27 protein-coding genes, 1 pseudogene and 1 other annotated feature are annotated in these 26427 nt (G+C 66.7%); of the genes and pseudogenes, 19 read left to right on the top strand and 9 right to left on the bottom strand.

Annotated elements, in window-relative coordinates:
• The 5 genes and pseudogenes from C995_RS0110070 to C995_RS0110090 all read left to right on the top strand — a co-directional run.
• Window positions 1-965: pseudogene (locus tag C995_RS0110070) on the top strand (IS3 family transposase); the annotation flags it as partial.
• Window positions 15-131 (top strand) — a sequence feature (AL1L pseudoknot). It overlaps the preceding pseudogene by 117 nt.
• Window positions 966-1441: 476 nt before the next feature.
• Window positions 1442-2359, top strand: coding sequence for an MBL fold metallo-hydrolase (locus C995_RS0110075; RefSeq protein WP_018864822.1), 918 nt, complete (start codon window positions 1442-1444; stop codon window positions 2357-2359).
• 66 nt (window positions 2360-2425) lie between these two features.
• Complete coding sequence (locus tag C995_RS14035) at window positions 2426-2575, top strand: DUF3096 domain-containing protein (protein WP_018864823.1); 150 nt, start codon at window positions 2426-2428, stop codon at window positions 2573-2575.
• Window positions 2576-2725: 150 nt separating this feature from the next.
• A complete protein-coding gene (locus tag C995_RS0110085) occupies window positions 2726-6568 on the top strand; it encodes a DUF3683 domain-containing protein (protein ID WP_018864824.1) in 3843 nt (1280 codons plus the stop codon).
• 199 nt (window positions 6569-6767) lie between these two features.
• A complete protein-coding gene (locus C995_RS0110090) occupies window positions 6768-7607 on the top strand; it encodes a rhodanese-like domain-containing protein (protein WP_018864825.1) in 840 nt (279 codons plus the stop codon).
• A gap of 80 nt (window positions 7608-7687) precedes the next feature.
• Here C995_RS0110090 and C995_RS0110095 read toward each other — a convergent pair whose 3' ends face one another.
• Both C995_RS0110095 and rpiA read right to left on the bottom strand, forming a co-directional pair.
• The gene (locus C995_RS0110095; RefSeq protein WP_018864826.1) at window positions 7688-7897 is read right to left on the bottom strand and encodes a DUF2905 domain-containing protein; all 210 of its coding nucleotides are present in this window, start codon (window positions 7895-7897) and stop codon (window positions 7688-7690) included.
• Window positions 7898-7915: 18 nt separating this feature from the next.
• Window positions 7916-8578 carry a ribose-5-phosphate isomerase RpiA gene (gene rpiA / locus C995_RS0110100; RefSeq protein ID WP_018864827.1) on the bottom strand — a complete coding sequence of 221 codons (663 nt, stop codon included), beginning with the start codon at window positions 8576-8578 and terminating at the stop codon, window positions 7916-7918.
• A gap of 96 nt (window positions 8579-8674) precedes the next feature.
• Here rpiA and ilvA point away from each other — a divergent pair, with 96 nt between their 5' ends.
• Window positions 8675-10189 carry a threonine ammonia-lyase, biosynthetic gene (gene ilvA, locus C995_RS0110105; protein WP_018864828.1) on the top strand — a complete coding sequence of 505 codons (1515 nt, stop codon included), beginning with the start codon at window positions 8675-8677 and terminating at the stop codon, window positions 10187-10189.
• Window positions 10190-10243: 54 nt separating this feature from the next.
• Here the strand turns inward: ilvA and C995_RS0110110 are convergent, their stop codons facing one another.
• The 4 genes from C995_RS0110110 to purM are packed head-to-tail and all read right to left on the bottom strand — an operon-like array spanning window position 10244 to window position 14199.
• Complete coding sequence (locus tag C995_RS0110110) at window positions 10244-11650, bottom strand: NAD(P)/FAD-dependent oxidoreductase (RefSeq protein WP_018864829.1); 1407 nt, start codon at window positions 11648-11650, stop codon at window positions 10244-10246.
• 5 nt (window positions 11651-11655) lie between these two features.
• Window positions 11656-12456 (bottom strand): DUF3108 domain-containing protein, encoded by an 801-nt coding sequence (locus tag C995_RS0110115; RefSeq protein WP_026279064.1) that lies wholly within the window; start codon window positions 12454-12456, stop codon window positions 11656-11658.
• Window positions 12407-13144 (bottom strand): phosphoribosylglycinamide formyltransferase, encoded by a 738-nt coding sequence (gene purN / locus C995_RS0110120; protein WP_018864831.1) that lies wholly within the window; start codon window positions 13142-13144, stop codon window positions 12407-12409. The genes C995_RS0110115 and purN overlap by 50 nt, the downstream gene beginning before the upstream one ends.
• Entirely contained in the window at window positions 13141-14199 is a 1059-nt protein-coding gene (purM, locus tag C995_RS0110125) for a phosphoribosylformylglycinamidine cyclo-ligase (RefSeq protein WP_018864832.1), read from the bottom strand. Before purM ends, purN begins: the two co-directional genes overlap by 4 nt.
• 440 nt (window positions 14200-14639) lie before the next feature.
• Between purM and C995_RS0110130 the strand changes: the two genes are divergently transcribed.
• From C995_RS0110130 to hda, 3 genes are read left to right on the top strand one after another with little or no spacing between them, the layout of a single operon-like run.
• The gene (locus C995_RS0110130; protein ID WP_018864833.1) at window positions 14640-15671 is read left to right on the top strand and encodes a DUF2066 domain-containing protein; all 1032 of its coding nucleotides are present in this window, start codon (window positions 14640-14642) and stop codon (window positions 15669-15671) included.
• Between the two features lie 5 nt (window positions 15672-15676).
• Entirely contained in the window at window positions 15677-16747 is a 1071-nt protein-coding gene (locus C995_RS0110135) for an AI-2E family transporter (protein WP_038080995.1), read from the top strand.
• Between the two features lie 32 nt (window positions 16748-16779).
• Window positions 16780-17475: a DnaA regulatory inactivator Hda gene (hda, locus tag C995_RS0110140; RefSeq protein ID WP_038080998.1), complete on the top strand. Its 696-nt coding sequence runs from the start codon at window positions 16780-16782 to the stop codon at window positions 17473-17475.
• 18 nt (window positions 17476-17493) lie between these two features.
• On the opposite strand, the gene C995_RS0110145 is transcribed toward hda, so the two are convergent.
• Genes C995_RS0110145 through arsC form a run of 3 tightly spaced genes read right to left on the bottom strand, consistent with a single transcriptional unit; the run spans window position 17494 to window position 18814 of the window.
• Window positions 17494-17850: a DUF2069 domain-containing protein gene (locus tag C995_RS0110145; RefSeq protein ID WP_018864836.1), complete on the bottom strand. Its 357-nt coding sequence runs from the start codon at window positions 17848-17850 to the stop codon at window positions 17494-17496.
• Window positions 17847-18461, bottom strand: a complete 615-nt coding sequence (wrbA, locus tag C995_RS0110150; RefSeq protein ID WP_018864837.1) for an NAD(P)H:quinone oxidoreductase — start codon at window positions 18459-18461, stop codon at window positions 17847-17849. Before wrbA ends, C995_RS0110145 begins: the two co-directional genes overlap by 4 nt.
• On the bottom strand, window positions 18458-18814 hold the full coding sequence (gene arsC / locus C995_RS0110155) for an arsenate reductase (glutaredoxin) (protein WP_018864838.1): 357 nt from the start codon (window positions 18812-18814) through the stop codon (window positions 18458-18460). The genes wrbA and arsC overlap by 4 nt, the downstream gene beginning before the upstream one ends.
• Window positions 18815-18836: 22 nt before the next feature.
• Here arsC and C995_RS0110160 point away from each other — a divergent pair, with 22 nt between their 5' ends.
• From C995_RS0110160 to queE, 10 genes are all read left to right on the top strand, one after another.
• The gene (locus tag C995_RS0110160; protein ID WP_018864839.1) at window positions 18837-19127 is read left to right on the top strand and encodes an acylphosphatase; all 291 of its coding nucleotides are present in this window, start codon (window positions 18837-18839) and stop codon (window positions 19125-19127) included.
• Window positions 19128-19208: 81 nt separating this feature from the next.
• Window positions 19209-20252, top strand: a complete 1044-nt coding sequence (gene ruvB, locus C995_RS0110165; protein WP_018864840.1) for a Holliday junction branch migration DNA helicase RuvB — start codon at window positions 19209-19211, stop codon at window positions 20250-20252.
• Entirely contained in the window at window positions 20249-20701 is a 453-nt protein-coding gene (ybgC, locus tag C995_RS0110170; RefSeq protein WP_018864841.1) for a tol-pal system-associated acyl-CoA thioesterase, read from the top strand. The genes ruvB and ybgC overlap by 4 nt, the downstream gene beginning before the upstream one ends.
• 40 nt (window positions 20702-20741) lie before the next feature.
• Window positions 20742-21416, top strand: coding sequence for a protein TolQ (gene tolQ / locus C995_RS0110175; RefSeq protein WP_019623661.1), 675 nt, complete (start codon window positions 20742-20744; stop codon window positions 21414-21416).
• 3 nt (window positions 21417-21419) lie between these two features.
• The gene (tolR, locus tag C995_RS0110180) at window positions 21420-21872 is read left to right on the top strand and encodes a protein TolR (RefSeq protein ID WP_018864843.1); all 453 of its coding nucleotides are present in this window, start codon (window positions 21420-21422) and stop codon (window positions 21870-21872) included.
• Window positions 21873-21882: 10 nt separating this feature from the next.
• Window positions 21883-22896 carry a cell envelope integrity protein TolA gene (gene tolA / locus C995_RS0110185; protein ID WP_018864844.1) on the top strand — a complete coding sequence of 338 codons (1014 nt, stop codon included), beginning with the start codon at window positions 21883-21885 and terminating at the stop codon, window positions 22894-22896.
• A 32-nt stretch (window positions 22897-22928) separates the two neighbouring features.
• Window positions 22929-24215 (top strand): Tol-Pal system beta propeller repeat protein TolB, encoded by a 1287-nt coding sequence (gene tolB, locus C995_RS0110190; protein WP_018864845.1) that lies wholly within the window; start codon window positions 22929-22931, stop codon window positions 24213-24215.
• A gap of 40 nt (window positions 24216-24255) precedes the next feature.
• On the top strand, window positions 24256-24822 hold the full coding sequence (gene pal / locus C995_RS0110195) for a peptidoglycan-associated lipoprotein Pal (protein WP_018864846.1): 567 nt from the start codon (window positions 24256-24258) through the stop codon (window positions 24820-24822).
• Window positions 24823-24975: 153 nt separating this feature from the next.
• The gene (gene ybgF / locus C995_RS0110200) at window positions 24976-25731 is read left to right on the top strand and encodes a tol-pal system protein YbgF (RefSeq protein ID WP_018864847.1); all 756 of its coding nucleotides are present in this window, start codon (window positions 24976-24978) and stop codon (window positions 25729-25731) included.
• Window positions 25728-26426 (top strand): 7-carboxy-7-deazaguanine synthase QueE, encoded by a 699-nt coding sequence (gene queE / locus C995_RS0110205; protein ID WP_018864848.1) that lies wholly within the window; start codon window positions 25728-25730, stop codon window positions 26424-26426. The genes ybgF and queE overlap by 4 nt, the downstream gene beginning before the upstream one ends.
• Window position 26427: the final 1 nt, after the last annotated feature.

Here is a 26427-nt window from a genome sequence, read left to right on the forward strand (position 1 = left end):
CTGCGCAAGGCTTCGGCGTTTTTTGCCCAGGCGGAGCTCGACCGCCACGAGAAGTGATGCTGGCGTTCATCGACGCCCATCGCGAGGCCTACGGGGTCGAGCCGATCGTCCGGGTACTGCCGATCGCCCCGTCGACCTACTACGCGCACAAGGCCCGCGAGCGGGACCCCGCTCGCGCGCCCGTGCGCGCCCGTCAGGACGCCTACCTGGATCGGGTGATCCGCTCGATCTGGGAAGCCAACTTCAAGGCCTACGGCATCCGCAAGGTCTGGCATGCCTTGCGGCGGCAAGGGATGACGGTCGCCCGCTGCACGGTGGCGCGCCGGATGCGGGCACTGGGACTGCGCGGTGCCACGCGGGGCAAGGCTCCGCGCACCACCCGTCCGGCGCCTGGTGTCGCGCGGCCGCCGGATCATGTTGGACGGTGCTTCCGGGCCGAGCGTCCGAACGCCCTGTGGGTGGCGGATATCACCTACGTGCCCACGGCTCGGGAGGGCTTCGTCTACACGGCCTTCATCACCGATGCGTTCGCCCGTCGGATCGTTGGCTGGCGCGTCAGTCGGAGCCTGCGTACCGACCTGACCCTGGAGGCTCTGGAACAGGCGCTGCAGGCCCGGATGGGACAGGGCACGCCCCGTCCCATCCATCACAGCGATCGCGGCGTGCAATACCTGTCGGTCCGTTACACCGACCGCCTCGGGAAAGCCGGGCTCCAGCCCTCGGTGGGCCGGGTCGGTGACTCCTACGACAACGCCCTGGCGGAGACCATCAACGGGCTGTACAAGACCGAGGTCCGGGCCTACTGGGGGCGTCACAACGATCTGCGCGACGTCGAGTGGGCTACGCTCCAGTGGGTCGACTGGTTCAACCGGCGACGCCTGTTGGAATCCAACGGGTATCGACCGCCGGCAGTGATCGAAGCGCAGTACCATCAACCCCTTCAGGGGTCCGTTCATGCAGCGTGACCCAAACCAACGGGTCTCCGGGAAACCCGGGGCGGTTCATCACGGCCATTTGCTTTGGATTGGTCACGACTTTAGAGAAGGGCGCCCTCGTGGGGCCCTTTTCCATGGATATTTGAGCGAGCCCAGGGTTCGAACCTGGAAGGTTCGGCGAGGCGCAGCGAAGCACTGCACGCGCAGCGCGCGTGCAGCCCCGCAGGGGTGAGGCGGCGTAGCCGCCGAATCGTCCTGGTCCCCCCAGCCATTCCCCGTAAGAGCCTTCGATGGGCCGTCGCGGGGCGAGCCTGGCGATGCGGCCATCAATGCCGCTGCTTTCCCTCCCTACTTCCCAAACTCGCTACACTCCGCCTGTCGACGCACCGCCACCCGCATCCAGCGGGAATTCTTGTGGTCCCTCTGCGTCGAAGCCTTCAGGAATGGCGCGAACGTCGACTCGATACGCGCCAGACAAGATCAAAAAACAGGAGAGGAGAGAGTCCATGTCGGTACCTGAAAACCCCTACGAGCCGGTCAGCGTCGATACCACTGCCCACGAGGTCGAGGGCGCGGATACCTGGTACATGATCGGGATATCCGGAATCCCGGACCCGGACAACGAGGGGCATACCTCGAACGCGGGTTTCGTGGTGACGGACGAGGGTGTGGTGGTCTACGACGCCCTGGGGACGCCGCCGCTCGGGTTCGAGATGATTAGGCGGATCAAGGAGGTCACCGACCAGCCGATCAAGTACGTGATCGCGGGGCATTATCACGCAGATCATATCTATGGCCTGCAGGCCTTCGCCGACCATACCGACGCGAAGATTATCGGGCAGTCGCGCGCGAAGGACTATCTCGACAGCCCCGGGGCCGCCGCACGGCTCGAGCAGCGCCGAGGCGTGCTGACACCCTGGGTCGACGAGGACACCCAGATCATTCAGCCGGACGAGTTCTTCGATGACGAATACGTGATCGAACTGGGCGGCAAGACGTTTCGGTGCGTGCACGCCGGCCCGGCGCATTCGCCGGATGACATCATCATGGTGGTGGAGGAGACCGGCGTGGTCTTTGCCGGCGACATTGTGTTCGACGGCCGCATCCCGTTCATGGGGGATGACGCACTGGACTCGGAAAACTGGGTCAATCGTCTGGAAGAACTGATGGAGATGGACCTGAAGTTCCTGGTCCCGGGGCATGGCGACGCAACCGACGAGGCAGCGCGCGCGGTGAAGTTCACCCGTGACTATATCGCCTATCTGCGTGAACACATGGGCGCGGCAGTCGAGAACATGGATTCCTTCGACGAGGCCTATGCGGCGATGGACTGGTCCGACTACGAGGACCTGCCGGCCTTCGAGGAGACCAACCGCAGTAACGCCAACGCCGTTTATCTGGAGATGGAAGAAAAACTCTTCTGATCTCGCTCACCCTCGCGGTAGATGCCGAGTGTCGTCTCGGGCGGCACCCGGCAAAGGAGTATCCGCATGACGCTGCATATTGATCCCGGCCTGCTGACGGCCATCCTCTCGCTGGGTGCCGGCATCCTGATTCTGGTTTGGCCCCGGCTGCTGAACTACATCGTGGCGATCTACCTGATCGTAATCGGTGCGGTGGGGCTGCTGGCCTACCTGTAACGCCGGGTAGCCAGAAGCCGGGCACCGAACGGCGCGGGGATCGGCAAATACTTTGGCGCCCAAAAGCATGGACGAAGAGTGCGACTTCGTGCGCATCCCGCACGGAGCCGTTACTCTTTGCGCTCATTCTGATCGGGGGGCCAAGCCTCAATGACCGCCGAACGCGTTCGAGAAATACCCTATAACTACACTTCATTCTCCGACCGCGAAATTGTCATCCGCTTCCTGGGTTCCGATACCTGGGACCTCCTCAACGAACTGCGTGGGGAACGCCAGACGGGTGTCTCTGCGCGCATGCTGTTCGAGGTGCTCGGCGACATGTGGGTGGTCGCCCGCAACCCGTATATCCAGGACGACCTGCTGGACGACAAGAAGCGCCGCAAGTCGCTGATCGATGCGATGCAGCATCGCCTGGACCAGATTCGCAAGCGTGCCGACGGCAACGAGAAGGCGCTGACGCTCGCCCGCCGCGCCCAGGCCGCGGTCACCGCATTTGCCGACGAGTTCCAGCAGACGCTGGAGCTGCGCGAGCGCGTGCGCAAGCGCATGAAAGGCTTGACCCACAAGGACAACATCCAGTTCGGCGGCCTGGCCCGCGTCTCCCACGTCACCGACGCCACCGACTGGCGCGTGGAACTGCCGTTCGTCGTGCTGACCCCGGACTCCGAAGAAGAGATGGGGCCGCTGGTCGCCGCCTGTATCGAACTCGGCCTGACCGTGATCCCGCGCGGTGGTGGGACCGGCTATACCGGGAGTGCTGTGCCGCTGTCCAAGCGTTCCGCTGTGATCAATACCGAGAAGCTTGAAGGCATCGGCGCGGTCGAGCGTCGTCCGCTCCCGGGTGTCGATCAGGACGTGGCCGTCGTGCGCGTGGAGGCCGGCGTGGTTACCAAACGCGTCTCCGAGCTGGCCGCCGAGAACGGACTCGTGTTCGCGGTGGACCCGACCTCGCAGGATGCGTCCACCATCGGCGGCAACGTGGCGATGAACGCCGGGGGCAAGAAGGCCGTGCTCTGGGGGACCGCGCTGGACAACCTCGCGTCCTGGACCATGGTCACGCCCGAGGCGAACTGGATGTACATCGAACGTCTGGATCACAACCTCGGCAAGATTCATGACGCCGAGACTGTACGTTTCCGCATCACCCGCTACGGGCCCGACGGCCGTACGCCGAATGGCGAACCGGAGGTGCTGGAGATGCCCGGTGCGCGCTTCCGCAAGGTCGGCCTGGGCAAGGACGTGACCGACAAGGCCCTGATGGGCGTACCGGGCATCCAGAAGGAGGGCTGCGACGGCCTGATTACCTCGGCTGAGTTCATCCTGCACCGGATGCCGGACAACATCCGCACCGTCTGCCTGGAGTTCTACGGGACCGATCTGCATCAGGCCGTGCCGGCGATCGTCGAGATCAAGGACGCGGTGGACGCCGAGGACGAGGTCCTGCTGGCGGGGCTGGAGCACCTGGACGAGCGCTACGTGCGCGCGGTCAAGTACACCCCGAAGGGTGCGCGTGGCGAGCAGCCGAAAATGGTGCTGATCGCCGATATCGTCTCCGACAACGAGGATGCCCTGGGGCAGCTTGCCGCCAGGATGGTGCGCGCGGCCAACGCCCGCAACGGCGAGGGCTTTGTCGCCGTAAGCCCGGAGGCGCGCAAGCGCTTTTGGGCGGATCGCGCGCGCACCGCCGCGATCGCGCACCACACCAATGCGTTCAAGATCAACGAGGACGTGGTGATTCCGCTGGAGCGGCTCGCCGAGTACACCGAGGGGATCGAGACCCTGAACGTGCGCGAGTCGCTGAAGAACAAGCTGGCGATGGTCGACGAGGTGCTGGAGTGCATGCGCGGCGACCATCCGGAACTGCGTGAACTGCTGGAGGATACCGGCGGCGAAGGGCAGCAGTGGTTCGAGGCCAAGCGCGAACGCGCGGTGGAAAAGCTCGAGGCGGTGCAAAAGCGCTGGAAGGCGATCGCGGACAACTTCTTTACGCTGGCCTCCGAGTGCGACGAGCTGCTGGACGAACCCGCCCGCGCCGATCGCCGTGACCACGACAAGCTGATCAACCTGCTGCTGCGCCGCAGTCTGCGCGTCTCCTATCGCGCGGAGGTGGAGCGGCCGCTGTTCGAGATCTTTGACGGTCACCAGATGGAGTCGGTGCGCAAGCGCCTGGCCGCGATCCACGACCGCGTGCTGACCAGCCGGTTGTTCATCGCCCTGCACATGCATGCCGGGGATGGCAACGTGCACACCAATATCCCGGTCAACTCCAACGACTATCAGATGATGCACCAGGCCGAACGCCTGGTGGACGACGTGATGCGCCTGGCGCGCGAGCTGAACGGTGTGATCTCCGGCGAGCACGGGATCGGGCTGACCAAGATGCAGTATCTCGAGCCCGAGCGCATCGAGTCGTTCGCGAAGTACAAGAAGCAGGTCGACCCGAACGGTGTGTTCAACGCCGGCAAGCTGCTCGAGGGCTCCGGGCTGTCCAATGCCTACACGCCGTCCCTGCGCCTGGTGAAGCAGGAGGCGCTGATCCTGGAACAGAGCGAGCTGGGCGACCTGAACGACGAGATCAAGGACTGCCTGCGTTGCGGCAAGTGCAAGCCGGAGTGCAACACGCATGTCCCGCGCGCCAACCTGCTCTACTCGCCGCGCAACAAGATCCTGGCCACCGGCCTGATCGTCGAGGCCTTCCTCTACGAGGAGCAGACCCGGCGCGGGCTGTCGCTGCACCACTTCGACGAGATGAACGATGTGGCCGACCACTGCACGATCTGCCACAAGTGCCTGAATCCGTGCCCGGTCGACATCGACTTCGGCGACGTGACCATGCATATGCGCTCGATCCTGAAAAAGAAGGGCAAGCGCAAGGCGACCCCGGCCACGATGATGTCCATGGCCTTTCTGAACACCAAGGACCCGGCCAAGATCAAGGGCATCCGCAAGGGGGCGATCCAGATGGGCTATGCCGCCCAGCGCCTCGGCCACTACGCGTTCAAGAAGCTCAACCTGACCGGCGAGGGCAAGCGCCCGCGCTCCACGACCGGCAAGGCCCCGATGCACGAGCAGGTCGTGCACTTCGTGAAAAAGCCGATGCCGGCCGGACTGCCGAGCCAGACCACCCGTCAGATGCTGGGCCTGGAGGATTCGCGCTATGTGCCGATCCTGCGCGACCCGGTGAAGACCGACCTCGATTCCGACGCGGTGTTCTATTTCCCCGGCTGTGGTTCCGAACGCCTGTTCAGTCAGGTCGGGCTGGCAACACTGGCCATGCTCTATGACGTCGGTGCGCAGACCGTGCTGCCGCCGGGCTACCTGTGCTGCGGCTATCCGCAGAACTCCAATGGCGACTTCGACAAGGGCTCGCAGATCACCACCGAGAACCGGGTGCTGTTCCACCGCGTGGCGACCACGCTGAACTACCTGGACATCAAGACCGTGGTGGTCTCCTGCGGGACCTGCATGGATCAGCTGCTCAAGTACGAGTTCGAGCGCATCTTCCCGGGCTGCCGCCTGCTCGACATCCACGAGTACCTGATGGAGAAGGGCGTGAAGCTGGAGGGGCTCAAGGGGGTGCAGTACATGTACCACGACCCCTGCCACTCGCCGATGAAGTCGCACAAGCCGACCGACGTGGCCGGCAAGCTGCTGGGGCAGGAGGTGCTGCAGTCCAATCGCTGCTGCGGCGAGGCCGGCACGTTCGCCGTCAGTCGTCCGGATATCGCGACCCAGGTCCGCTTCCGCAAGCAGGAGGAGCTGCACAAGGGCATCCGTCAGCTCACGGGCGAGGAAAAGGCCGAGAACGGCAACGTGAAGCTCCTGACCTCCTGCCCCGCCTGTCAGCAGGGGTTGTCCCGCTACCGCGAGGACACGGGCCTGGACACCGACTACATCGTGGTCGAGATGGCCAACCGCCTGATGGGCGAGGGATGGCAGAAGGACTTTATCGACCGCGCGCGCGAGGGCGGCATCGAGAAGGTTCTTCTGTAGGTGGAGCGCTGCGGCACCAGGGCGGGCGGCTCGGCCCGCGCCTGGAAAGCCGCCTGTGGTTGGCTACAATCGGGGCAACCGGGTACCCTGCCAGGGCGTGCATCGCGGGATGTGCGTTCCGGGTCGGGACCCGGAGGGCTAAAGGGGCGATTCGTGGGCCGCGGTTCGCGGACGCCCATCGTCAACCAAGGGAGTTCGCATGACCGTTCGTTTCGCTCGCCCCCGGGTGGCCCTGGTGGCCTTGTGCCTGAGTCTGGCCGGTGCGCCCATCGTGGTTTCGGCCCAGCAACCCTTTGTGGAATTCCCCGGTCGTCCGCTTTACGAACGCTTCGGCGTCGAGGCCGTGGACCTGTTCGACCTGCGCGGGCAGCTGTCGGGCTCCACCGTGGTCGACGTTCGCCCCAGGCTGGAATACGACATCCTGCATATCGAGGACGCCCATCACGTCGACATCGACAGCGAAGATTTCGATCGGCAGATCCGCGCACTGGAAGAGGAACACGGCAGCCCGCTGGTGTTCTACTGCAACGGTCGCCAGAGCTACGCCGGCTATCGCGCCGCAGCACGGGCCGACGAACTTGGCGTGGCCTCCGCCCAGGCCTATGACGCCGGGATGCAGGACTGGGTCGAGCGTTACCCGGGGCTGGCCCGTTTCCGCGGCGAACCGGCCAACGAGGTCGAAGGCGAGTTGATTAGCGACGAAGACTTCGAGGCGCGCCTGCTGGCGGCCGACGAGTTTTCCCGCCAGGCCCGCCACGGCGACGACGACGTTGTCGTCGTGGATATCCGCAGCGGCGGCGAGCGCGACGAGATCTCGCTGTTCGGGGGGCGCGAGGTTGGGGCGCCCCTGTCGGATATCTCCGCCCTGGATCGCATCGTGGAAGAGGCGCGGGACAACGAGCAGACCCTGTTGATCTTCGACCAGTACGGCCAGCAAGTCCGCTGGTTGCAGTACCACCTGGAAGAGCTCGGGATGGACAACTACTACTTCCTCGAAGGTGGCCTGCAGCGCTTCTATGACGAGGTCATGGCGCGCTAGCGATCGCTGCACGGACCCTTGTCGGGGGTGTTGGCAGAACGAAAAAGGCCGGGAACCCCCCCGGCCTTTTTGTTACGTCGCTAGCGCCGAAATATCGCGACAATAACCGAGATCACCACACTGATAATGATCATCGTGGTGATCGGGAAGTAGAAGCGCGCGTTCTCGCGTTCGATCACGATGTCGCCCGGCAGCCGGCCCCAGGGGATCTTGCCCAGCCAGGGCCAGAGCAGGCCGATCAGTACGATCAGCCCGCCGATGACGATCAGCCACTTGCCGGTCTCGTTCATGGCGGCGAGCGCTGGCTTCTAGCCGGCAGCCATCTCCTCGACGCCGGAGGACGAGCCGACCAGCATCACATCCGCGGGACGACGTGCGAACAGGCCGTTGGTCACCACACCGGCGATATGGTCCAGTTCCGATTCCAGCTCCACCGGGTTCATGATGCGCAGGTTGTACACGTCGAGGATGACGTTGCCGTTGTCGGTCCTCAAGCCCTCGCGCAGCTCCGGATTGCCGCCCAGCTTCGAAAGCGCACGGGCCACGTGGCTGCGCGCCATCGGGATCACCTCGACCGGCAGCGGATAGGCCCCGAGATAGTCCACGACCTTGGTCTCGTCGACGACGCAGACGAAGGTCTTCGAGGCCGCGGCGACGATCTTTTCGCGGGTCAGCGCGCCGCCCCCGCCCTTGGTCAGGTGCAGGTGGCGGGTGGCCTCGTCGGCGCCGTCGACATAGATCGGCAGTGGGCCGGCCGAGTTCAGATCCAGGACCTCGATCCCGTGGCCGCGCAGGCGCTCCGCACTGGCCTCGCTGGAGGCCACCGCGCCGTCGATCTTGCTCTTGATCCCGGCCAGGGCATCAATAAAGTAGTTCGCGGTCGAGCCGGTACCGACCCCCACGATCCAGCCACTTTCGATGCGCTCGAGCGCGGCCTCGGCGACCGCCTTCTTCATTTCGTCCTGAGTCATTACGCTGTCTCGCCTGTGATTTGCATAACCCGCCGAGGATACCGACTGGCGCGCAATCGAGACAAGCATGATTCGCGCCGTGCTATCGTTCCGGCCATGACAGTCCCCTACCTCGAGAAGATCCTCACGGCGCGTGTCTATGATGTCGCGCGCGAGACGCCGCTGGAGCCGATGCCGACGCTGTCGCAGCGCCTGGGGTCCAGCATCTGGCTCAAGCGCGAGGACCTGCAGCCGGTGTTCTCGTTCAAGCTGCGCGGGGCCTACAACAAGATCGCGCAGCTCACGCCCGAGCAGCGCAAGAAAGGCGTGATTGCCGCCTCCGCCGGGAACCATGCCCAGGGCGTGGCCCTGGGAGCGAGCCACCTGGGCATCAAGGCGGTGATCGTAATGCCGGTAACCACGCCGTCGATCAAGATCGACGCCGTGCGCCGGTTCGGCGGAAAGGCGGTGCTGCACGGCGATTCCTTTGACGAGGCCGCGGCGCACGCGCGAGCGTTGCAGGAGAAACACGGCTATACCTTCATTCACCCGTTCGACGATCCGGACGTGATCGCCGGGCAGGGCACCGTGGCCATGGAGCTGCTGCGCCAGCACTCCGCGCCGCTGGATGCGGTCTTTGTCTGCATCGGCGGGGGCGGCCTGGCCGCAGGCATGGCGGCCTACATCAAGCGGCTGCGTCCGGAGATCAAGGTGATCGGGGTCGAGCCGGACGACGCCCCGTCCATGTACAAGGCGTTGCAGCAGAATCGTCGCGTCACGCTGAAACAGGTCGGGATCTTTGCCGACGGTGCTGCCGTGCGCCAGGTGGGCAAGGAGACCTTCCGCCTGGTGCGCGAGCTGGTCGACGAGGTCCTGCTGGTGGATACCGACTCGATCTGCGCCGCGATCAAGGATGTGTTCGACGACACCCGCGTACTGGCGGAGCCGGCGGGCGCGCTGGCGGTGGCCGGGATGAAGCAGTACATCGCGCGCGAGGGAATCACGGGGGGCGACTTCGCCGCCGTTCTGAGCGGTGCCAACATCAACTTTGACCGCCTGCGCCACGTGGCCGAGCGCGCCGAGATCGGCGAGCACCGCGAGGCCCTGTTCGCGGTGACCATCCCCGAGCGCCCGGGGAGCTTTCGCCAGTTCTGCCAGGCCATCGGCAAGCGGGGCATTACGGAGTTCAACTACCGCTACGCGGACGACGAGCGTGCGCACGTGTTTGCTGGCATCAAGCTGGAAGGCGGCGACAGCGAGCGCCAGGCGATCCGCGAGACGCTGGAGGCGCAGGGCTACGAGGTCATGGACATGACCGAGAACGAGGTGGCCAAGCTGCACCTGCGGCACATGGTCGGCGGTCATGGCGGCGAGGTCCGCAACGAACGCCTGTACCGCTTCGAGTTTCCCGAGCGCCCCGGAGCGTTGCTGAACTTCCTGACCCACATGGGCCAGACCTGGAATATCAGCCTGTTCCACTACCGCAACCACGGGGCCGCCTACGGGCGCGTGCTGGTGGGGATGCAGATCCCGTCCGAGGATCGCGCGCGCTTTCGCGCTTTCCTCAAGGAGGTCGGCTACCCCTGGCACGAGGAGACGGCCAACCCGGCCTACTCGCTGTTCTTGCGCTGACCGCGTTACTGGCCGGGGCGGTTAGGCGGCACGCCCCGGTGTCGCCTGTAGCGGCTAAAGCCCGAAGATCTCGGACTTCAGGTTCCACTTGGAGGCGAGGGTCTCGGTTGCGTTGAGGAACTCCTCGGCGCGGGCCGGGTGGTTCCACTGGCCGCGGGCGAGCCAGGCCAGCGCGGTATCGCGGTCGGGGGCCAGCGAAAGGATGTGAATCAGTTCGCCGGCGTCGCTGCCGATGACCTCGCCGCCCAGCAAGGCGCCGGTGTCCATGTCGCCGATCAGGCGCACGAAGCCCTCCGGCTCGTCCTGGCCCAGCGCGCGCGGGGAGGTCTCGAACGCGGCGAAGCCGACCGCCGGCTCCAGCTCATCGTCCTCGGCGTCGTCCTCGTCCATCCCCAGGCGCGCCATCTCCACCGCGGAGTAGATCGCGATCGGCACGAAGCGCTCGTCCTGCTCGCGGGTGTTGCCATTCTGGATGTTCTCCACCGCGATGGTGGCGTCCGCCAGGGCGTGGTTGGCGGTTTGCCACTCGCTCGCGACATCGCCGATGGCGTAGATGTTGTCGACATCGGTCTGCAGGGTGGGGCGGCGCTGCACGAAGCCGCGGGCATCGGTCTTCACCCCGATCGCGTCGAGGTTCAGGCCCTCGGTATGCGGGGTGCGCCCGGTGCCGAGCAGGACCCAGTCGACCTCGAAGGTGTTGCCGTCGGCGTCGGTGATGATCACGCCGTTATCGGAGGTCTCGGCCCGGTCATATCCCTTGACCCGCACCGGCTCGATGCCGTCCGCGGCCAGCTGCTCCTTCAGCGTGCCCAGCGCCTGCGGGCTGAACTTCTGCGTGGACAGCGGCTTGGAGCGTGACAGCCAGGTCACCTTCTTGCCGAGGTGGTGGAAGATCCAGGCGAACTCGGTGGCGACCACGCCGGAGCCGATGATCGCGACGCGCTCGCCCGCCGGTGGCGTGTCGTCGAACAGCATGTCGGTGGTCAGGACGCGCCCGGGCTCGACCGCGAACGGGGCCGGCACGGTGGCGGTGGCCCCGGTGGCAATGATGGTGTGGCGGGCCTGGAGGGCCTCGCTGCCATCCTCGGTCACGACCTTCAGGGTCTCGGCGTCGCGGAAGCGGGCAGTGCCGTGGCGGTACTGGATCTTCAGGTGCTTCATGTAGCCGAGGTAGGAGTCGCGCACGGTGGTCACGACCTCCCTCTGGTGGTCCCAGGCGCGGTCCATGTCGGCCTTGAGGCTGCCGCTGATGCCGCGGCCCTCGAAGTGGCGCTGCGCGGCGACGGTGCGTGCGGTGTGGTACCAGTCCTTTTTCGGCACGCAGCCGCGGTTGAGGCAGCAGCCGCCCCAGTCGCCCTTTTCGACGATGACGACGTTGAGCCCGCGCAGGGCGCCCAGAACGGCGGCACGATAGCCCCCGGGGCCACTTCCGATGATGGCCAGGTCAAAGGTCTCGCTCATGGTGTCTACTCGGTCAGGTCAATGATCGGGTCGTGCCATTCCAGCCGGGTCAGCTTCAGCTCGAACACGCGGCCGTCGGCCTCGTAGTCGAAACGTACCGGCAGATGGCTGAGGTCCGGGGCGAACCAGGCGGAGAGTTCGATGTCGCTGTCGTCACTCTTGCGTACCACGCGTACGGTCTCGATGCGGCCCATCGGGGATTCGATCGTCTCCGTGTCGGCGTACTCGAAGCGGTACTGGCGCAGTCGGTCGCGTTCCAGGGTCTGCACTGTTTCGCCATCGCCGGGGCCAGCCAGGTCGCCCGCCTCCAGGCGCTGCATCATGAAATACAGCGAGCCGAGAAAGTCGAGGGTATGCGGGGGTACTTCGAGTTCGAAGCGCTCGTTGTCCACGTGCCCGATTGCGCGGTCTTCTTCCCAGTCGAAGCGTGTTTCGACCTTGCGCTCGCGCCGGGGCGTGACCTCGCGGCTGCGCGAGGTGACCAGCTGCAGCCCGACGTCGTTGGCGTTCATCAGGGCCTCGCGGCTCAGCTCGAAGCGCCCGAGGATCCGCAGGAAGCCGGACACATGCGCATCCATGGCCATGCGCGTTTGTACGTCTTCGTGGTTCAGTGTGATCCTGGCATTCAGGGTGTTGCCCATGGCCTGGGCCTCGTAGCTGGCCGTGAACGGCGGCAGACGGGGGCCCTCCTGGGGGTCGTCGGCTGTCGCGGGCAACAGCAGGACCTGCCCCAGCAAGAACAGGGCAGCCAGCAGGCTAGTCCGCGTTGCGCGGCACAGGGCTCCGTTCATCGGGAGCTTCAACATCGGGTACTACCTCATTGGTTTCGAGCTGTAGCGGGACCGTCAGCGGGGTGTTGTCCCCGGTAACGATGCGGTCGCGCCACTGAATTTCCCCTGAACACAGGCGCCGCACGACCTCGGGATACAGGCGGTGTTCGGCGCGCTGGACGCGGGTGGCGAGGCTCTCGGGCGTGTCATCGGGCAGGACCGGCACGCGGGCCTGCATGATCACCGGGCCGCCATCCAGTTCAGGGGTGACAAAATGCACGCTGGCGCCGTGTTCTTCCTCCCTGTCGGCCAGCGCGCGGGCATGTGTGTCCAGCCCACGGTACTTCGGCAACAGGGAGGGGTGAATGTTCAACAGCCGTCCCGTGAAACGCTCGACGAATCCGGGTGTCAGGATGCGCATGAAGCCGGCAAGGATCACGAGATCGGGCTGAAACGCCTCGATCGCCTCGGCCAGGTCTGCATCGAAGGCCTCGCGCGAGGGGTAGTCGCGGTGGTTCAGGACGCGTGCGGGGATCGCGTGCTGTTCGGCATAGGCCAGCCCGCCTGCATCGGGGCGGTTGCTGATGACGCCGACGATCCGGGCCGGGATGTGGCCATTGTTGCAGGCCTCGATCAGGGCGCCCAGATTGCTGCCGCGCCCGGAGATCAGGACGACCAGGCGCGGCAGGGAATCCGGGTTTGCGGGTCCGGCGTTGCTGCTCATCGTGCGGCGTAGACCACCCCGGGGGCCGTGTCTTCGCAGTCCTCGATTACGCCGATTGGCCAGCTCGGGATGCCCGCTCGGGCCAGTGCGGAGCTGGCGGCCTCGACGCGGTCTTCGGGCAGGATCACGGTCATGCCGATCCCGCAATTGAACGTGCGCAGCATCTCCTCGAGCGCAATGTCGCCGGCCTGCTGCAGCCAGTCGAACACGGGCGGCCACTGCCAGGCCTGCGGGTCGAGGCGGGCGCACAGCCGGTCCGGCAGCACCCGCGGGAGGTTCTCGGTCAGGCCGCCGCCGGTGATGTGGGCGGCCGCGTGCACCGGAAACTGTTGCATCAGATCCAGCAGCGGGCGCACGTAGATCGTGGTCGGGGCCATCAGGGCATCGCCCAGTGTGGTGCCGTCGGCCCCCGGCAGCGGGGCATCCAGGGCCGCGCCGGAGTGTTCCAGCACGCGCCGGATCAGGGAGTAGCCATTGGAGTGCGGGCCGCTGGCGGCCAGCCCGAGCACGACGTCGCCCGCGCTGACCCGGGTGCCGTCGATCAGGGCCTCCTTTTCGGCGATGCCGACCGCGAAGCCCGCGACGTCGTAGTCCTCGCCCTGGTACATGCCCGGCATCTCGGCCGTTTCGCCCCCGATCAGGGCGCAGCCGGCCTGTTCGCAGCCGGTGGCGATACCGGTCACGACATCCGCGGCGATATCGACGTCCAGGTGCCCGGTGGCGTAGTAGTCGAGGAAGAACAGCGGCTCGGCCCCCTGCACCACGATGTCGTTCACGCACATCGCGACCAGGTCGACGCCGATGCTGTCGTGCCGCCCGGTCTCCTGGGCCAGACGCAGCTTCGTGCCGACCCCGTCGGTGCCGGAGACCAGCACGGGCTGCCTGTAGCGGTCCATCGGCAGTTCGAACAGGGCGCCAAATCCGCCCAGCCCGGCCATGACGCCGGGGCGCTGCGTGCGGGCGGCGTGCGGTTTGATGCGTTCGACCAGCTCGGCGCCGGCCTCGATGTCGACACCGGCCTCGCGGTAGGTCAGGCCTGAACGGGTTTCGGACATGGGTACCCTGGATGTTGATGGCCGCATCCGGTATCCGGCGGCGCTCGCGGAATCCGGCATGGTAGCGAGGCGCCGGGGGGCGTGCAAAAAATCGGGCAGTGGAGGTTAGGGAAACACTGATTAATGTACACGCTCGCGTTGGCACCCCAGGTTTTCCGAGACAAGGCGCGGTGCGCAGCCGGTGGTGGTTCTACCGGCAAGGGCCGCAACGCAGGATCGGGGAACCTGAGGTGCCAACCCCGAAGGGGCTCGGCCGCCCGTTGTTATCAAAAACGGGCGTGGGAACTGCGTTGCGGCTCCCTTGTGCAGAATGACTGCACGGCAGTCACCGCGCCTTGTTCGCACGCAAAAGCGACGAAGCAGCGAGCGTGTACATTAATCAGTGTTTCCCTGGGGGGCTGTGGTATTTTGGGCGCCTGTCGAAAATGCCGTCCAACCCTATGCTGCGCCTCTTGCGTTCCTCCCGTGCCCTGGCCGTGTCCCTTCTCCTGTATCTGCTGCTGGCGCCCTCGCCCCTGCTGGCGGATGACGCCGTGGTGGTGAATGTCCATGCGGAGGATGAAACCGCCGCGCTGGCGCAGGGCCTGGAACAGGCGCTGGTGCGCGTGGCCGGGCAGCGTTCGTCGGAGTTGCGCGAGCTGGCGCAGGTCCTGTTGCTTGAGCTGGATGACGAGGGGCTGATCGATGCCCTGCGTCGGCGCCAGGAGGTCGACGACGGCGAGTTCCGCCTGGAGTTCGATCGCGATCGCCTGCGCAGCGCCCTGCGTGCGGCCGACGTGCCCGTAGTGCTGGGCGCGCGCCCGCAGCTGCTCGTCTGGGCGGTGTACGAGGAGGGCGGGCGCCGCAACCTGCTGGGCTCCACCCAGGACGCGGCCGGCGTGCTGGCCGGGATCGATGCGTTGGGGCGTGACCGCGGGATGCCTTTTGTACTGCCGCTGGGCGATCTGGAAGACCGCCGGGCCGCGCAGGCGGGGGATGTGGTCGGTGGCGTGACCGAGCCGTTGCAGGAAGCAGCCGGGCGCTACGGGCCGACGGGTATCGTGGCGCTGCATGTACGCCTGGTCGGGGGTGGTGCCGAGGCGCGCGCCATCACCGTCCATGGCGGGCGCGAGTATCGCAGCGAGGCGCGTGGCGAGTCCCCGGCCGCCGCCGCTCGGGCGGCGGTCGAGGATGGTCTCGACCAGGTCGTGGCGCCCCTGGCGCGTGTGGCCGCCGAGCCGGAGTGGGTGAAGCTGGGCTTCGTCGGGGTCGAGGGTTTTGCCGCCTTTGAATCACTTCGACGCGAGCTGGCGCAGATCGAGGCCATCGAGAGTGCGCGCCTGGACTCGCTGGGGGGCAATGCGGTGACCCTCGAGGTGCGCACCGGGCTGGAGTCGGAAGACCTGGTGGACCTGCTGCACGCCAGTGGCTATCGCGCGGCGGAGGATCCGCATGGCGATTCCGAGGCGAAGGCGTGGCTGCGCCGCGAGTGATCCCGATGGCACCGTTCTCCGCCGCCACGCTGGCGGCCCTGGTCGGGCTGGTGGTCCTGGGTGTGGCGCTCTATCTGCTGGCGCCGATCCTCACCCCGTTTCTGATCGCGCTGCTGATCGGCTACCTGTTCAACCCCTCGGTGACACGTCTGGCGATGCGCACGGGCGGCTCGCGCACCCTGGCCACGCTGGTGATCTTCGTGCTGGTGATGCTGGGGCTGGCGGGGCTCGTGCTGGTCCTGATCCCGCTGGCAATGGCCCAGTTCGAGCGGTTGATGCTGCTGTTGCCCGAGGTGATCGCGTGGTTAGACGAGCAGGTCCGTCCCTGGGTCGAGCAGCAGGCGGGCGATCGCCTGCCGGCCCTGGAACCGGCGGCACTGCAGGAGCTGCTGGCCGAGCACTGGCGCGAGGCCGGTGGACTGGCGGGCGGTTTGCTGCACTGGCTGGGCAGCTCGACCGGCGCCCTGGTCCTCGGCGTGCTCAATCTGGTGCTGATCCCGGTGCTGAGCTTCTATCTGCTGCGTGACTGGCCGCGGCTGGTGGCGGGGCTGCATGACCTGCTGCCGCGCGCCTGGCGCGATCCGGTCACGCATTTTGCGGTGGAATCGGACCATACCCTGGGGGCATTCCTGCGCGGCCAGCTACTGGTGATGCTGGCGCTGGGGCTGTTCTACGCGATCACCCTCAGCGTGGCGGGCGTGCAGATGGGGCTGGCCATTGGCCTGATTGCCGGGCTGGTCAGCTTCATCCCCTATGTGGGTGTGATCGTGGGCGTCGTCCTGGCCACGGCGGCCGTGCTGTTCCAGGGCGATGGCTGGACGCTGTTGCTGGTGGTGCTGGTGATCTTTGCGGTGGCGCAGGTACTGGAGTCGGTGGTGCTGACCCCGTGGCTTGTAGGGGACCGGACCGGACTGCATCCGGTGGCGGTGATCTTTGCCGTGCTCGCCGGTGGCCAGCTGTTCGGGTTTTTTGGCGTCCTGCTTGCGCTGCCGGTGGCGGCGGTGCTCGCGGTGGCGGTGCGTCAGGCACTGGAGCGCTATCGGGACATGAACGCAGCCGAGACCGACACCCCGTGAGCCCCGAAGCCAACAGCCCGCTGCAGCGCCAGATGCCGCTGGACCTGCGCCTGCGCGATGCCTCGCGTTTTTCCGGTTTCTACGCGACAGGAAATGCCCTGGCGCGGGATGCCGTGCAGGCCCTGAGCGCCGGAACGGGGGGGCAGGAGCCGCAGATCTTGCTGCACGGGCCGCCCGGTTCTGGCAAGACGCATCTGTTGCAGGCCGCCTGCCACCAGGGCCACGAGCGTGGGGATCCAGTCAGCTACCTGCCGCTTGGCGAAGTAGCCGAAGCACCGCCGATGGCCGTGCTCGATGGCCTGGAGCGCTCGCGTCTCGTGGCCCTGGACGATCTGGAGGCCGTGGTGGGACGCGGGGACTGGGACGAGGCCCTGTTCGGGCTGATCAACCGGCTGCGCGATGCCGGCTGTCGCGTGCTGCTGGCGGCCGCAGCCCCGCCGGAGGGCCTGCCGGTACGCCTGCCGGATCTGGCCTCGCGCCTGGCGTGGGGCCCGGTGTTCCGCATGCAGCGGCCGGATGATGCGGCCTGCAAGGATATCCTGGCGCAGCGCGCGGCCTTGCGGGGGCTGGAACTGCCGGAACCCGTGGCGGATTATCTGCTGCGCCGCTGCTCGCGTGACTTGTCCACGCTGCTGGCGCTGCTGGATCGCCTGGATCTGGCCGCGCTGGCCCAGCAGCGGCGACTGACCATCCCGTTCGTACGCGAACAACTGGCCCGAATGGGCTGAAGCGGAGACCGCTTGAGGCTACTCGGCCGCGGCGCGGGCACGCCGGGCGTCCAGCTTCACGAACAGCAGGCAGCCGGCGAACCAGGCGAGGCCGGCGCCGGTCATCAGGAGGCCGTAGAGCCGGTCTTCGGCGGCTGCGCCGATGGTAATACCGAGCGTGATGTAGGCGAGTGCCAGCAGGCTGGACCAGGCATGTGTATAGCGTCTTCCGTGCAGCATCCCGCGCAGCGGAAACAGCAGCGGCATGACCAGCACGATCAGCGCCAGCCATACCGGGACAATCTCCGGCGGGGCAATCCAGGTGGTCCAGACCAGGATCAGCAGCAGCAATCCCAGAAAGCCGGCCAGGGCCAGGGCGCGGGACAACGCGATCATGCTGGGGCGCCAGAAGCCTGGTGGCGCAGGGCAATGCGCGCGACGCGTTCCCCAAGGGCTGCCGCGATGCGCTGTTCGTCGCGGGTCACCGCCTGTTCGCCCTGAGTGCCGGCCACGTGGCTGGCGCCGTAGGGCGTACCGCCGCTGGTGGTGCTGTTCAACTCCGGCACGGTGTAGGGCACGCCGACCCACAGCATGCCCTGATGGATCAGCGGCAGGGCCATGCTGAGCAGGGTGGTCTCCTGCCCGCCATGCTGGGTAGCGGTGCTGGTGAAGACGCCGAAGGGCCGGTCCACCAGCCCGCCGCTGGCCCACAGCCCGCTGGTGCCGTCGAGAAAGAACTTCAGCGGCGCGGCCATGTTGCCGAAGCGGGTCGGTGAACCCATGACCAGCCCCGCGCATTCCTCGAGATCGCGCAGTTCGGCATAGGGCGGCCCGTCCTCGGGCACCGCCGGACGGTCCTCCCCGATATTCGTGGAGACCGGGGCTACGGTGCGCACCCGCGCGGAGGCACCGGCCTTTTCGACGCCGGTTGCGACCTGGCGGGCCAGCTCGGCGGTCGCCCCGTAGCGGCTGTAGTACAGGACCAGGATCTCCGTCGTCGTGCTCACGGCAGGATCTCCAGTACCTGTTCCGGTGGACGCCCGAGGCGGGCCTGATCCCCGACAACCAGAATCGGGCGTTCGATCAGTTTCGGGTGCTGGATCATGGTCTGGATCAGCGCCTCGTCATCCATCTCGGCGTCCTTCAGGCCCAGTTCGCGATACTCCGCCTCCCCGGTGCGCAGCAGGTCGCGGGGGCGGATGCCCAGCTTCTCGATCACACTCTTCAGGGTCGCGGCGTCCGGTGGTGTCTTCAGGTATTCCACGATCTCGGGCTCCACGCCCTGCTCCCGCAGCAGGGCAAGGGTCGCGCGCGACTTGCTGCAGCGCGGGTTGTGATACAGCGTAGGGGCATCGGACATGAATCGACTCCGGAGGTCATCGATGGCAAAGGCCCATGATACCCACGCCCGCCGCTGGCATGTCAGGGGGCGCGTCCAGGGCGTGTTCTTCCGCGCCTCGACCCGGGAACAGGCGCAGGCGCTGGGGCTGAAGGGATACGCGCGCAATCTGCCGGACGGCCGGGTGGAGGTCCTGGCGGTCGGCACCCCGGATGCCCTGGATCGGCTGGAGGCATGGCTTGGCGAGGGCCCGCGCATGGCCCGCGTGGAGGGGCTGGAGGCGCAGGCGGTCAGCCCGCCCGATCCGCTGCCCGGAAGCTTCGAGACACGGTGAATCGGCGGGCCCTGCAATGCTTCCGTTAAAACTGTAAGGGGGTCTATAAACGCCATCGCGACGGATGCATACTGCGGGGTCATGGAATCACGCCTGGTTGATATGCAGAGTCAGTCGGAGGAGACCCGGGTGGAGGTCAGCCTGCGTCCCAGGCGGCTGGACGACTACACCGGGCAGCCCCGGGTGGTCGAGCAACTGGGCCTGTTCATCGAGGCGGCGCGCGGACGCGGGGAGGCCCTGGACCATACGCTGGTGGCCGGCCCCCCGGGGCTGGGCAAGACGACCCTGGCCCATATCGTGGCGAACGAGCTCGGGGTCGGGCTGCGCCAGACCTCGGGTCCGGTGCTGGAACGCGCCGGCGACCTGGCCGCGATCCTGACCGCGCTGGAGCCCCAGGACGTCCTGTTCGTTGACGAGATTCATCGCCTGCCGACCGTGGTCGAGGAGATCCTGTATCCGGCGCTGGAGGACGGGCAGCTCGACATCGTCATAGGCGAGGGGCCGGCGGCGCGTTCGATCAAGGTGGACTTGCCCCCGTTCACACTCGTGGGCGCGACCACCCGTGCCGGCCTGCTTTCGGCGCCGTTGCGTGACCGGTTCGGCATCGTTCAGCGCCTCGATCATTACACTGTCACGGATCTCGCCCATATTGTCGGTCGCGCTGCCGGCTTGCTGGGCGTGGGGATCGAGCCTGACGGGGCGGCGGAGATTGCGCGTCGCGGGCGAGGCACGCCGCGTCTGGCCAATCGCCTGTTGCGGCGGGTTCGCGACTATGCCCAGGTCCGTGCCTCCGGGGTGATTACGTCCGAGGTCGCGGCCCAGGCGCTGGACTTGCTGGCGATCGATGCCTCGGGCCTGGATGCCCAGGACCGCCGGTTGCTGGAGGTGCTGGTCGAGAAATTCGACGGCGGGCCGGTCGGGGTGGAGAGCCTGGCCACGGCGCTGAACGAGGATCGCGGCACACTGGAGGATGTGGTCGAGCCGTTTCTGATTCAGCAGGGTTATCTCCAGCGCACGCCGCGCGGGCGTCAGGCCACACGGCGGACGCTGGCGATGTTCGGCCTGGCGGCGATGGAACCGGATCTCCTTGCGCCGGTCGACAGCCAGGGCGGAGGCCGCCTGTGACGGGTGGTGAGGCCCCGTTCGAGTGGCCTGTGCGGGTGTACTACGAAGATACCGACGCCGGTGGCGTGGTCTATCACGCGAATTACCTGAAATTCATGGAGCGTGCACGCACCGAGTGGCTGCGTGCACTGGGGTTCGAGCAGGATGCGTTGCGCGAGGAATACGGGATCGTATTCGCGGTGCGGCGCTGCTGTCTGGACATGCGGCGCCCGGCACGATTCAACGAGGCCCTGACGGTCACCTGCCGGCTGCACTCGCTGCGCCGGGCGAGCCTGGAGTTCCACCAGGACGTGGAGCGCGACGGCGAAACCCTGGCCAGTGGCGAGGTGGGGATTGCCTGTGTCGAGGTGGCGCGTCAGGCGCCCGCCGCGATCCCCGGTCCGGTGCTGGAGGCCCTGCGCCAACACCATGATCATGGACCGGCTGCCCACGCGGCCGGAGCCAAGTAACGCTGTAACGGGAGACGGACAAGTGGCAGTCGACTTTTCGATGTACCAGCTGGTGATGGAGGCGACCCTGGTGGTCCAGCTGGTGATGGTAATTCTGGTGCTCGCCTCGGTATTCTCCTGGTTGGCCATTGTCGTCAAGGCCAGGTCCCTGAATGCGGCGCATCGCGCCTGTGACGACTTCGAGGAGCGCTTCTGGTCGGGCGCCGATCTCTCCCACCTCTATGAGGGCGTGCGACGCAAACAGGAGATGTCCGGGATGGAGCATGTGTTCTCCTCCGGCTTCAAGGAGTTCCTGCGTGCCCGGCAACACGGGCTGCCGGCGGGCGAGCCCGCGCAGCGCGCCATGCGCGTGGCGATCGCGCGCGAGATCGATGATATGGAGCGCTACCTGCAGTTTCTCGCGACCGTGGGCTCGACCAGCCCATACATCGGTCTGTTCGGTACGGTATGGGGGATCATGCACGCCTTCCTTGGTCTTTCCGGCGTGCAGCAGGCAACACTCGCGATGGTTGCGCCCGGTATTGCCGAGGCATTGATCGCGACCGCCCTGGGTCTGTTTGCCGCGATTCCGGCCGTAATCGCCTACAACCGCTTTGCGGGGGATGTCGATCGCGTGGCTGTACGGCTGGAGAACTTCAACGACGAGTTCGTGGCCTTGCTCAACCGGCAAACCCATGCCAGGGGTGCGGAGGCGGCCCCCGAGGCCACGGCCTGAACCATGTCCGAGTCGCGCCGCAACAGCCGCCGCCTGCGGCGGCCCATGTCCCAGATCAACGTCGTGCCGTTTATCGACGTGATGCTGGTGCTTTTGATCATCTTCATGATCACCGCGCCCATGCTGCAGCAGGGGGTGGAGGTCGACCTGCCGGAGGCGGATGCCGAGGCCCTGGACCGGGACGAACAGGCGGCCGAGCCGCTGGTGGTGACCGTGGACGCGAGGGGGGCCATGAGCCTGAACCAGGGGCCGGTCATTGACGAGCCGCTGGCGCCGCAGGAGATGACCGAGATCGTTCGCGAGTTCCTGGCGGAGCATCCGGGGACCCAGACGTTCGTGCGTGGCGACCGTAATGTGGACTACGGGCGCGTGATCGACGCCATGATCGCCCTGCAGCGTGCCGGCGGCGGGCGTGTCGGCCTGATCACCGAGCCACCACGCGAAAACAGCGACTGATTTCCACACCGTGTTTGAGCTTGCCCGCCGCCATCCCGTCAGCCTGCTTATCGTGCTCCTGTTGCACGGGGCGCTGTTTGCCGCGTTGTTGGTCAATTTCAGCCTGACGTCCCCCGCCTCCTCGCAGTCTGCGGTCGAGATCGCGGTGCAGGAGGACATCGAAGTGATCGATGCCGTCGCGGTGGACGCCGAAGCATTCGATCAGGTCGAGCACGAGCGCGAGGTTGCGCGCCAGGAAGAAGTGGCCGAGCAACTGCGTGAGGAAGAGGAGCAGCGACGCGCCGAGGAGGAAGCCCGGCGCGAAGAGGAACGCCGCCAGGCCGAGGAGCAGCGCCGCCGCGAGGAGGAAGAGCGTGCGCGGCAGCAGGCGATCGAGGAGGCCGAGCAGGCGCGGCGCGAAGCCGAAGAAGAGCGCCAGCGCGCGCAGGAAGAGGCCGAGGCCGAGCGTGAACGGATCCGCGCCGAGCGCGAGGCGGCGGAAGAGGCCCGGCGCGAGGCGGAAGAACGCCGCGAACGCGAGGAAGCGGAACAGCGCGAGCGCGAAGAGGCCGAACGCCAGGCCCGTGAGGAGCAGGAACGTCGCGAGCAGGAAGAGGCCGAGCGTCGCGAACGTGAGGAGGCCGAGCGGCGAGCCGAGCAGGAGCGCGAGCTGGAGGAGCAGCGCCGGCGCGAGGCGATGGAGCGCGAGCAGGAGCGCCTGGCGGAGGCGCGCGAACGACGCGAGGCCGCCGAGCGCCAGGCGCAGATGGATCGCGAAGTGGATGAGTGGCGTGCCCAGGTGCAGTCGGTGGTTCAACGGCGCTGGCGTCAGCCGTCGGGCCTTGACTCCTCGGATCGTGCCATTGTTCTCGTGCGTGTGAACGAGACCGGGCGTATCATCGACTTCGATATCGAAAGCTGTTCCGGCGACAGCCGGTTCTGCGACTCCGTGCGCCAGACCATGGACCGTCTGAGCTCGCTGCCACGCCCGCCGGATGCGAGTGCGGTGCGCGGCGGGGTGCGGATCCGGTTCGAACCGGACTGATTCGCGGGCCAGGCCCGCCTGACGAGGAGCTCATGCGACGACTGATTCACTGGATGCTGCCGACGATGCTGTTGCTGTGGGCGGCGCAGGCCCAGGCCGTACTGGAGGTCACGGTCACCGAGGGGGTGACCGGGGCGATACCGGTGGCCGTCGCACCGTTTGCCTACGAGGGGGAAGACGCGCTCGACGAGGACATCTCGGAGATCGTGGCCGCCAACCTCGCCCGTAGTGGATTGTTCAACGTCGAGCAGGACGGTCTGCCTTCGGCCCCGTCCGGACCGGCCGACTTTCTCGCCGAGCCCTGGGCCGATGTCGGTGTGGAGTACCTGGTCGTGGGCAATCAGCGGCGGGAGGGTGACGACCTGCTGGTGGAGTTTCACGTGTTCGACGTGCTGTCCGAGGAGCGCCTGGGCGGATGGCGGATCCCGGTCCCCATGGATATGCTCCGGCGGGGCGCGCATCGGATCTCCGATATCGTCTACGAGCAGATCACCGGCGACCCGGGCGCATTCAGTGCGCGCATCGCGTTTGTCAGCGTCGAACGCAACGGAGACGATCGTCGCTTTGCCCTTGAGGTCGCGGATTCCGATGGTGCCAACCCGAGCACCCTGTTTCGCTCGTCGAAGCCGATCATGTCGCCGAACTGGTCGCCGGACGGGCGCGAACTGGTGTACGTCTCGTTCGAGAATCGCCGTTCCGAGGTCTATCGCCAGAATGTCGAAACCGGCAGCCGCGAGCGGGTGGCAAGCTTCACCGGCATCAACAGTGCACCGGCATGGTCACCGGATGGCCGCTACCTTGCGTTGAGCCTGTCGCGCGATGGTGCGCCGAATATCTACTTGATGGAGCTGGAAACGGGCGAGATGCAGCAGATGACGCAGTCCAGCTCGATCGAGACGGAGCCGGTCTGGTCGCCGGATGGCGAGACCCTGTACTTCACCTCCGACCGTGCGGGGGCTCCACAGATCTATGCACTGCCGCGCGAGGGTGGAAGTCCTCGGCGTCTGACCTTCGAGAGTGGCTATGCGGCTGCCGCGACCGTCTCGCCGGACGGGCGCTATATCGTGTATGTGCACGGTGGCGATGGCGGATTTCAGCTGGCACGTCTCGATTTGAACGACCGTCGTGTGACCCGTATCACGGATGGGCGGGATGCGGAATCGCCGAGCTTTGCGCCGAATGGCAGCATGATTATCTATGCCATGACAGATGGCGGGCGCGGCGTACTCGGCTCGGTGAGCCAGGATGGACAGGTCCATCAGCGTCTTGCCGCCAGGGAGGGCGAGGTTCGCGAACCCGCCTGGTCACCCCTGAACTGACCTTTATCGACAACTTCAGCATTTCGAGGAAAATGACGTGATGAGCACGATCTTTCGTTGGGTTTTTGTGGCCATGGTCATTGGGGCGCTTTCGGCGTGTGCGACACCGACACGTGATGCCGAGGACGCCGAGCGCGAGGCCGAACGGGCCGCGGCCGAGGAGGCGGAACGTGAACGCGCCGAGCGCGAGGCCCGCGAGGCCGAGGCCCGCGCGCTGGGGCGTGACCGGCAGTTCGATGCCGACGCGCTGGACGATCCGGACAGCCCGCTGGCCGAGCGCCTGGTCTATTTTGAATTCGACCGGGACGAGGTGCAGTCGCAGTACGTGGACATGCTCGAGGCACATGCGGCCTATCTGGCGCAGAACTCCGGCGCCAGCCTGCGGCTGGAAGGGCATACCGACGAGCGCGGTACCCGCGAGTACAACCTGGGCCTGGGCGAACGCCGGGCGCAGTCGGTGCGTCGTATCCTGACCCTGAACGGTGCCTCGGATGACCAGGTCGAGGTCATCAGTTATGGTGAAGAGATGCCGGTCGCCTTTGAGCAGAACGAGGAGGCCTGGGCCAAGAATCGCCGGGTCGAACTGGTCTACGAATCCCGGCGCTAGTTACGACGGGAGGCCGCCATGCGGCGTTTGACAGGCAGCAGTAGCCGAAATGCCCCCTCGGGGGCATTTCATTTTCAAGCCCGGGGCGCGGCGGTCGGCGCATCGCACGCTCGGGCCGCCCCTCTGAGGGGGGCTCTGTTTCCGCGGGTAGGCGTGGCGGTTGCCGCCGGCGTGCTCGTCCTCACGTCGTGGGGGCCGCTCGCCAGCACCGCAGTTGCCCAGGACGAGGTGTACGCAACCCAGTCGCAGATCCGCGAACTTTCCCAGCGTCTGGATCGCATCGAGCGAATGCTGGACTCCAGTGCCATGCAGGAGCTCCTGCGGGGCGCTGAATCCATGAACCGGGAGATCCGCGAGCTGCGCGGCGAGGCGGAGACGCTGCGACACGAGGTGGAACGTCTTGGCGCCCGCCAGCGCGACCAGTTCCGCAATCTGGACGAGCGTGTTGCCGCGTTCGAGACCGGCGAGGCCTTGCCCGCGGATACCGCCGCCCCGACCGAAGAGGTGATCGAATTCGACCTCCCGGAAGCGGACGAGCAGGCGGCCTACCAAGAGGCCTTCGACCAGTTGATGGCGGGTGACTACAGCGCCGCAATGAGCAGCCTCGAGCGATTCATCGAGGACTACCCCGACAGCGACTATTCGGCCAATGCGTGGTACTGGCTGGCCGAGGCCAAGTACGCCAGTGGCGATTTCGAGGCGGCTCTGGAGGACTTCGAGCGCCTGCGCGAAGACTATCCGGACAGCGACAAGTCCGGGGACGCGTTGCTCAAGATTGGCTATGCCCACTACGAGCTGGGCAATGAAGACGAAGCGCGCGAGGCCCTTGAGGCGGTGCGCGCCGACTACGGCGGCACGACGCTGGACCGTCTGGCACGCGAGCGTCTGCGCCGGCTCGACGGGCAATGACCGAGATCCCCGTGCGCGCGGCGCGCACGCCGACCGCGGGCGATTCGGTCAGCCCGGCCCGGGTCCGTATCACCGAGATGTTCGTCTCGCTGCAGGGCGAGGCGGTGGATGCCGGCTGGCCGACCGCTTTCGTGCGGCTGACCGGGTGTCCGCTACGTTGCCGCTGGTGCGACAGCGCCTACGCATTCGAGGGGGGCGAGGCGCGCACCCTGGACTCGATTCTCGCGTGGGTGGCCCGGGCGGGCGTGCGCCATGTCTGTGTCACGGGCGGGGAGCCGCTGGCCCAGCCCGGTTGTCGCGACCTGCTGGTGCGGCTTTGCGACGCAGGCTATCGGGTGTCGCTGGAAACCAGCGGTGCACTCGACATTGGCGGGCTCGATTCGCGTGTCTCGGTCGTGATGGACTGGAAGGCCCCGGGGTCCGACGAGCAGCACCGCAACCTCGAGGCCAATATCTCTCACCTCGCGGCCGGCGATCAGTTGAAGTTCGTACTCGCCAACCGGGCGGATTTCGACTGGGCCCGCGCCGAACTCGACCGCCTGGACCTTGCACCCGGGGTCGAGGTCCTGTTCTCGCCGGTCTTCGGTGAGCTCGCCCCGCGCGAGCTGGCCGACTGGATCGTGGCCGAACGGCTGCCCGTGCGCTTTCAGCTTCAGCTCCACAAGCTCCTGTGGGGCGATCAGCCCGGACGCTAGT

The organism is Thioalkalivibrio sp. ARh3 (assembly GCF_000377265.1).
Classification (GTDB): Bacteria; Pseudomonadota; Gammaproteobacteria; order Ectothiorhodospirales; family Ectothiorhodospiraceae; genus Thioalkalivibrio; species Thioalkalivibrio thiocyanoxidans.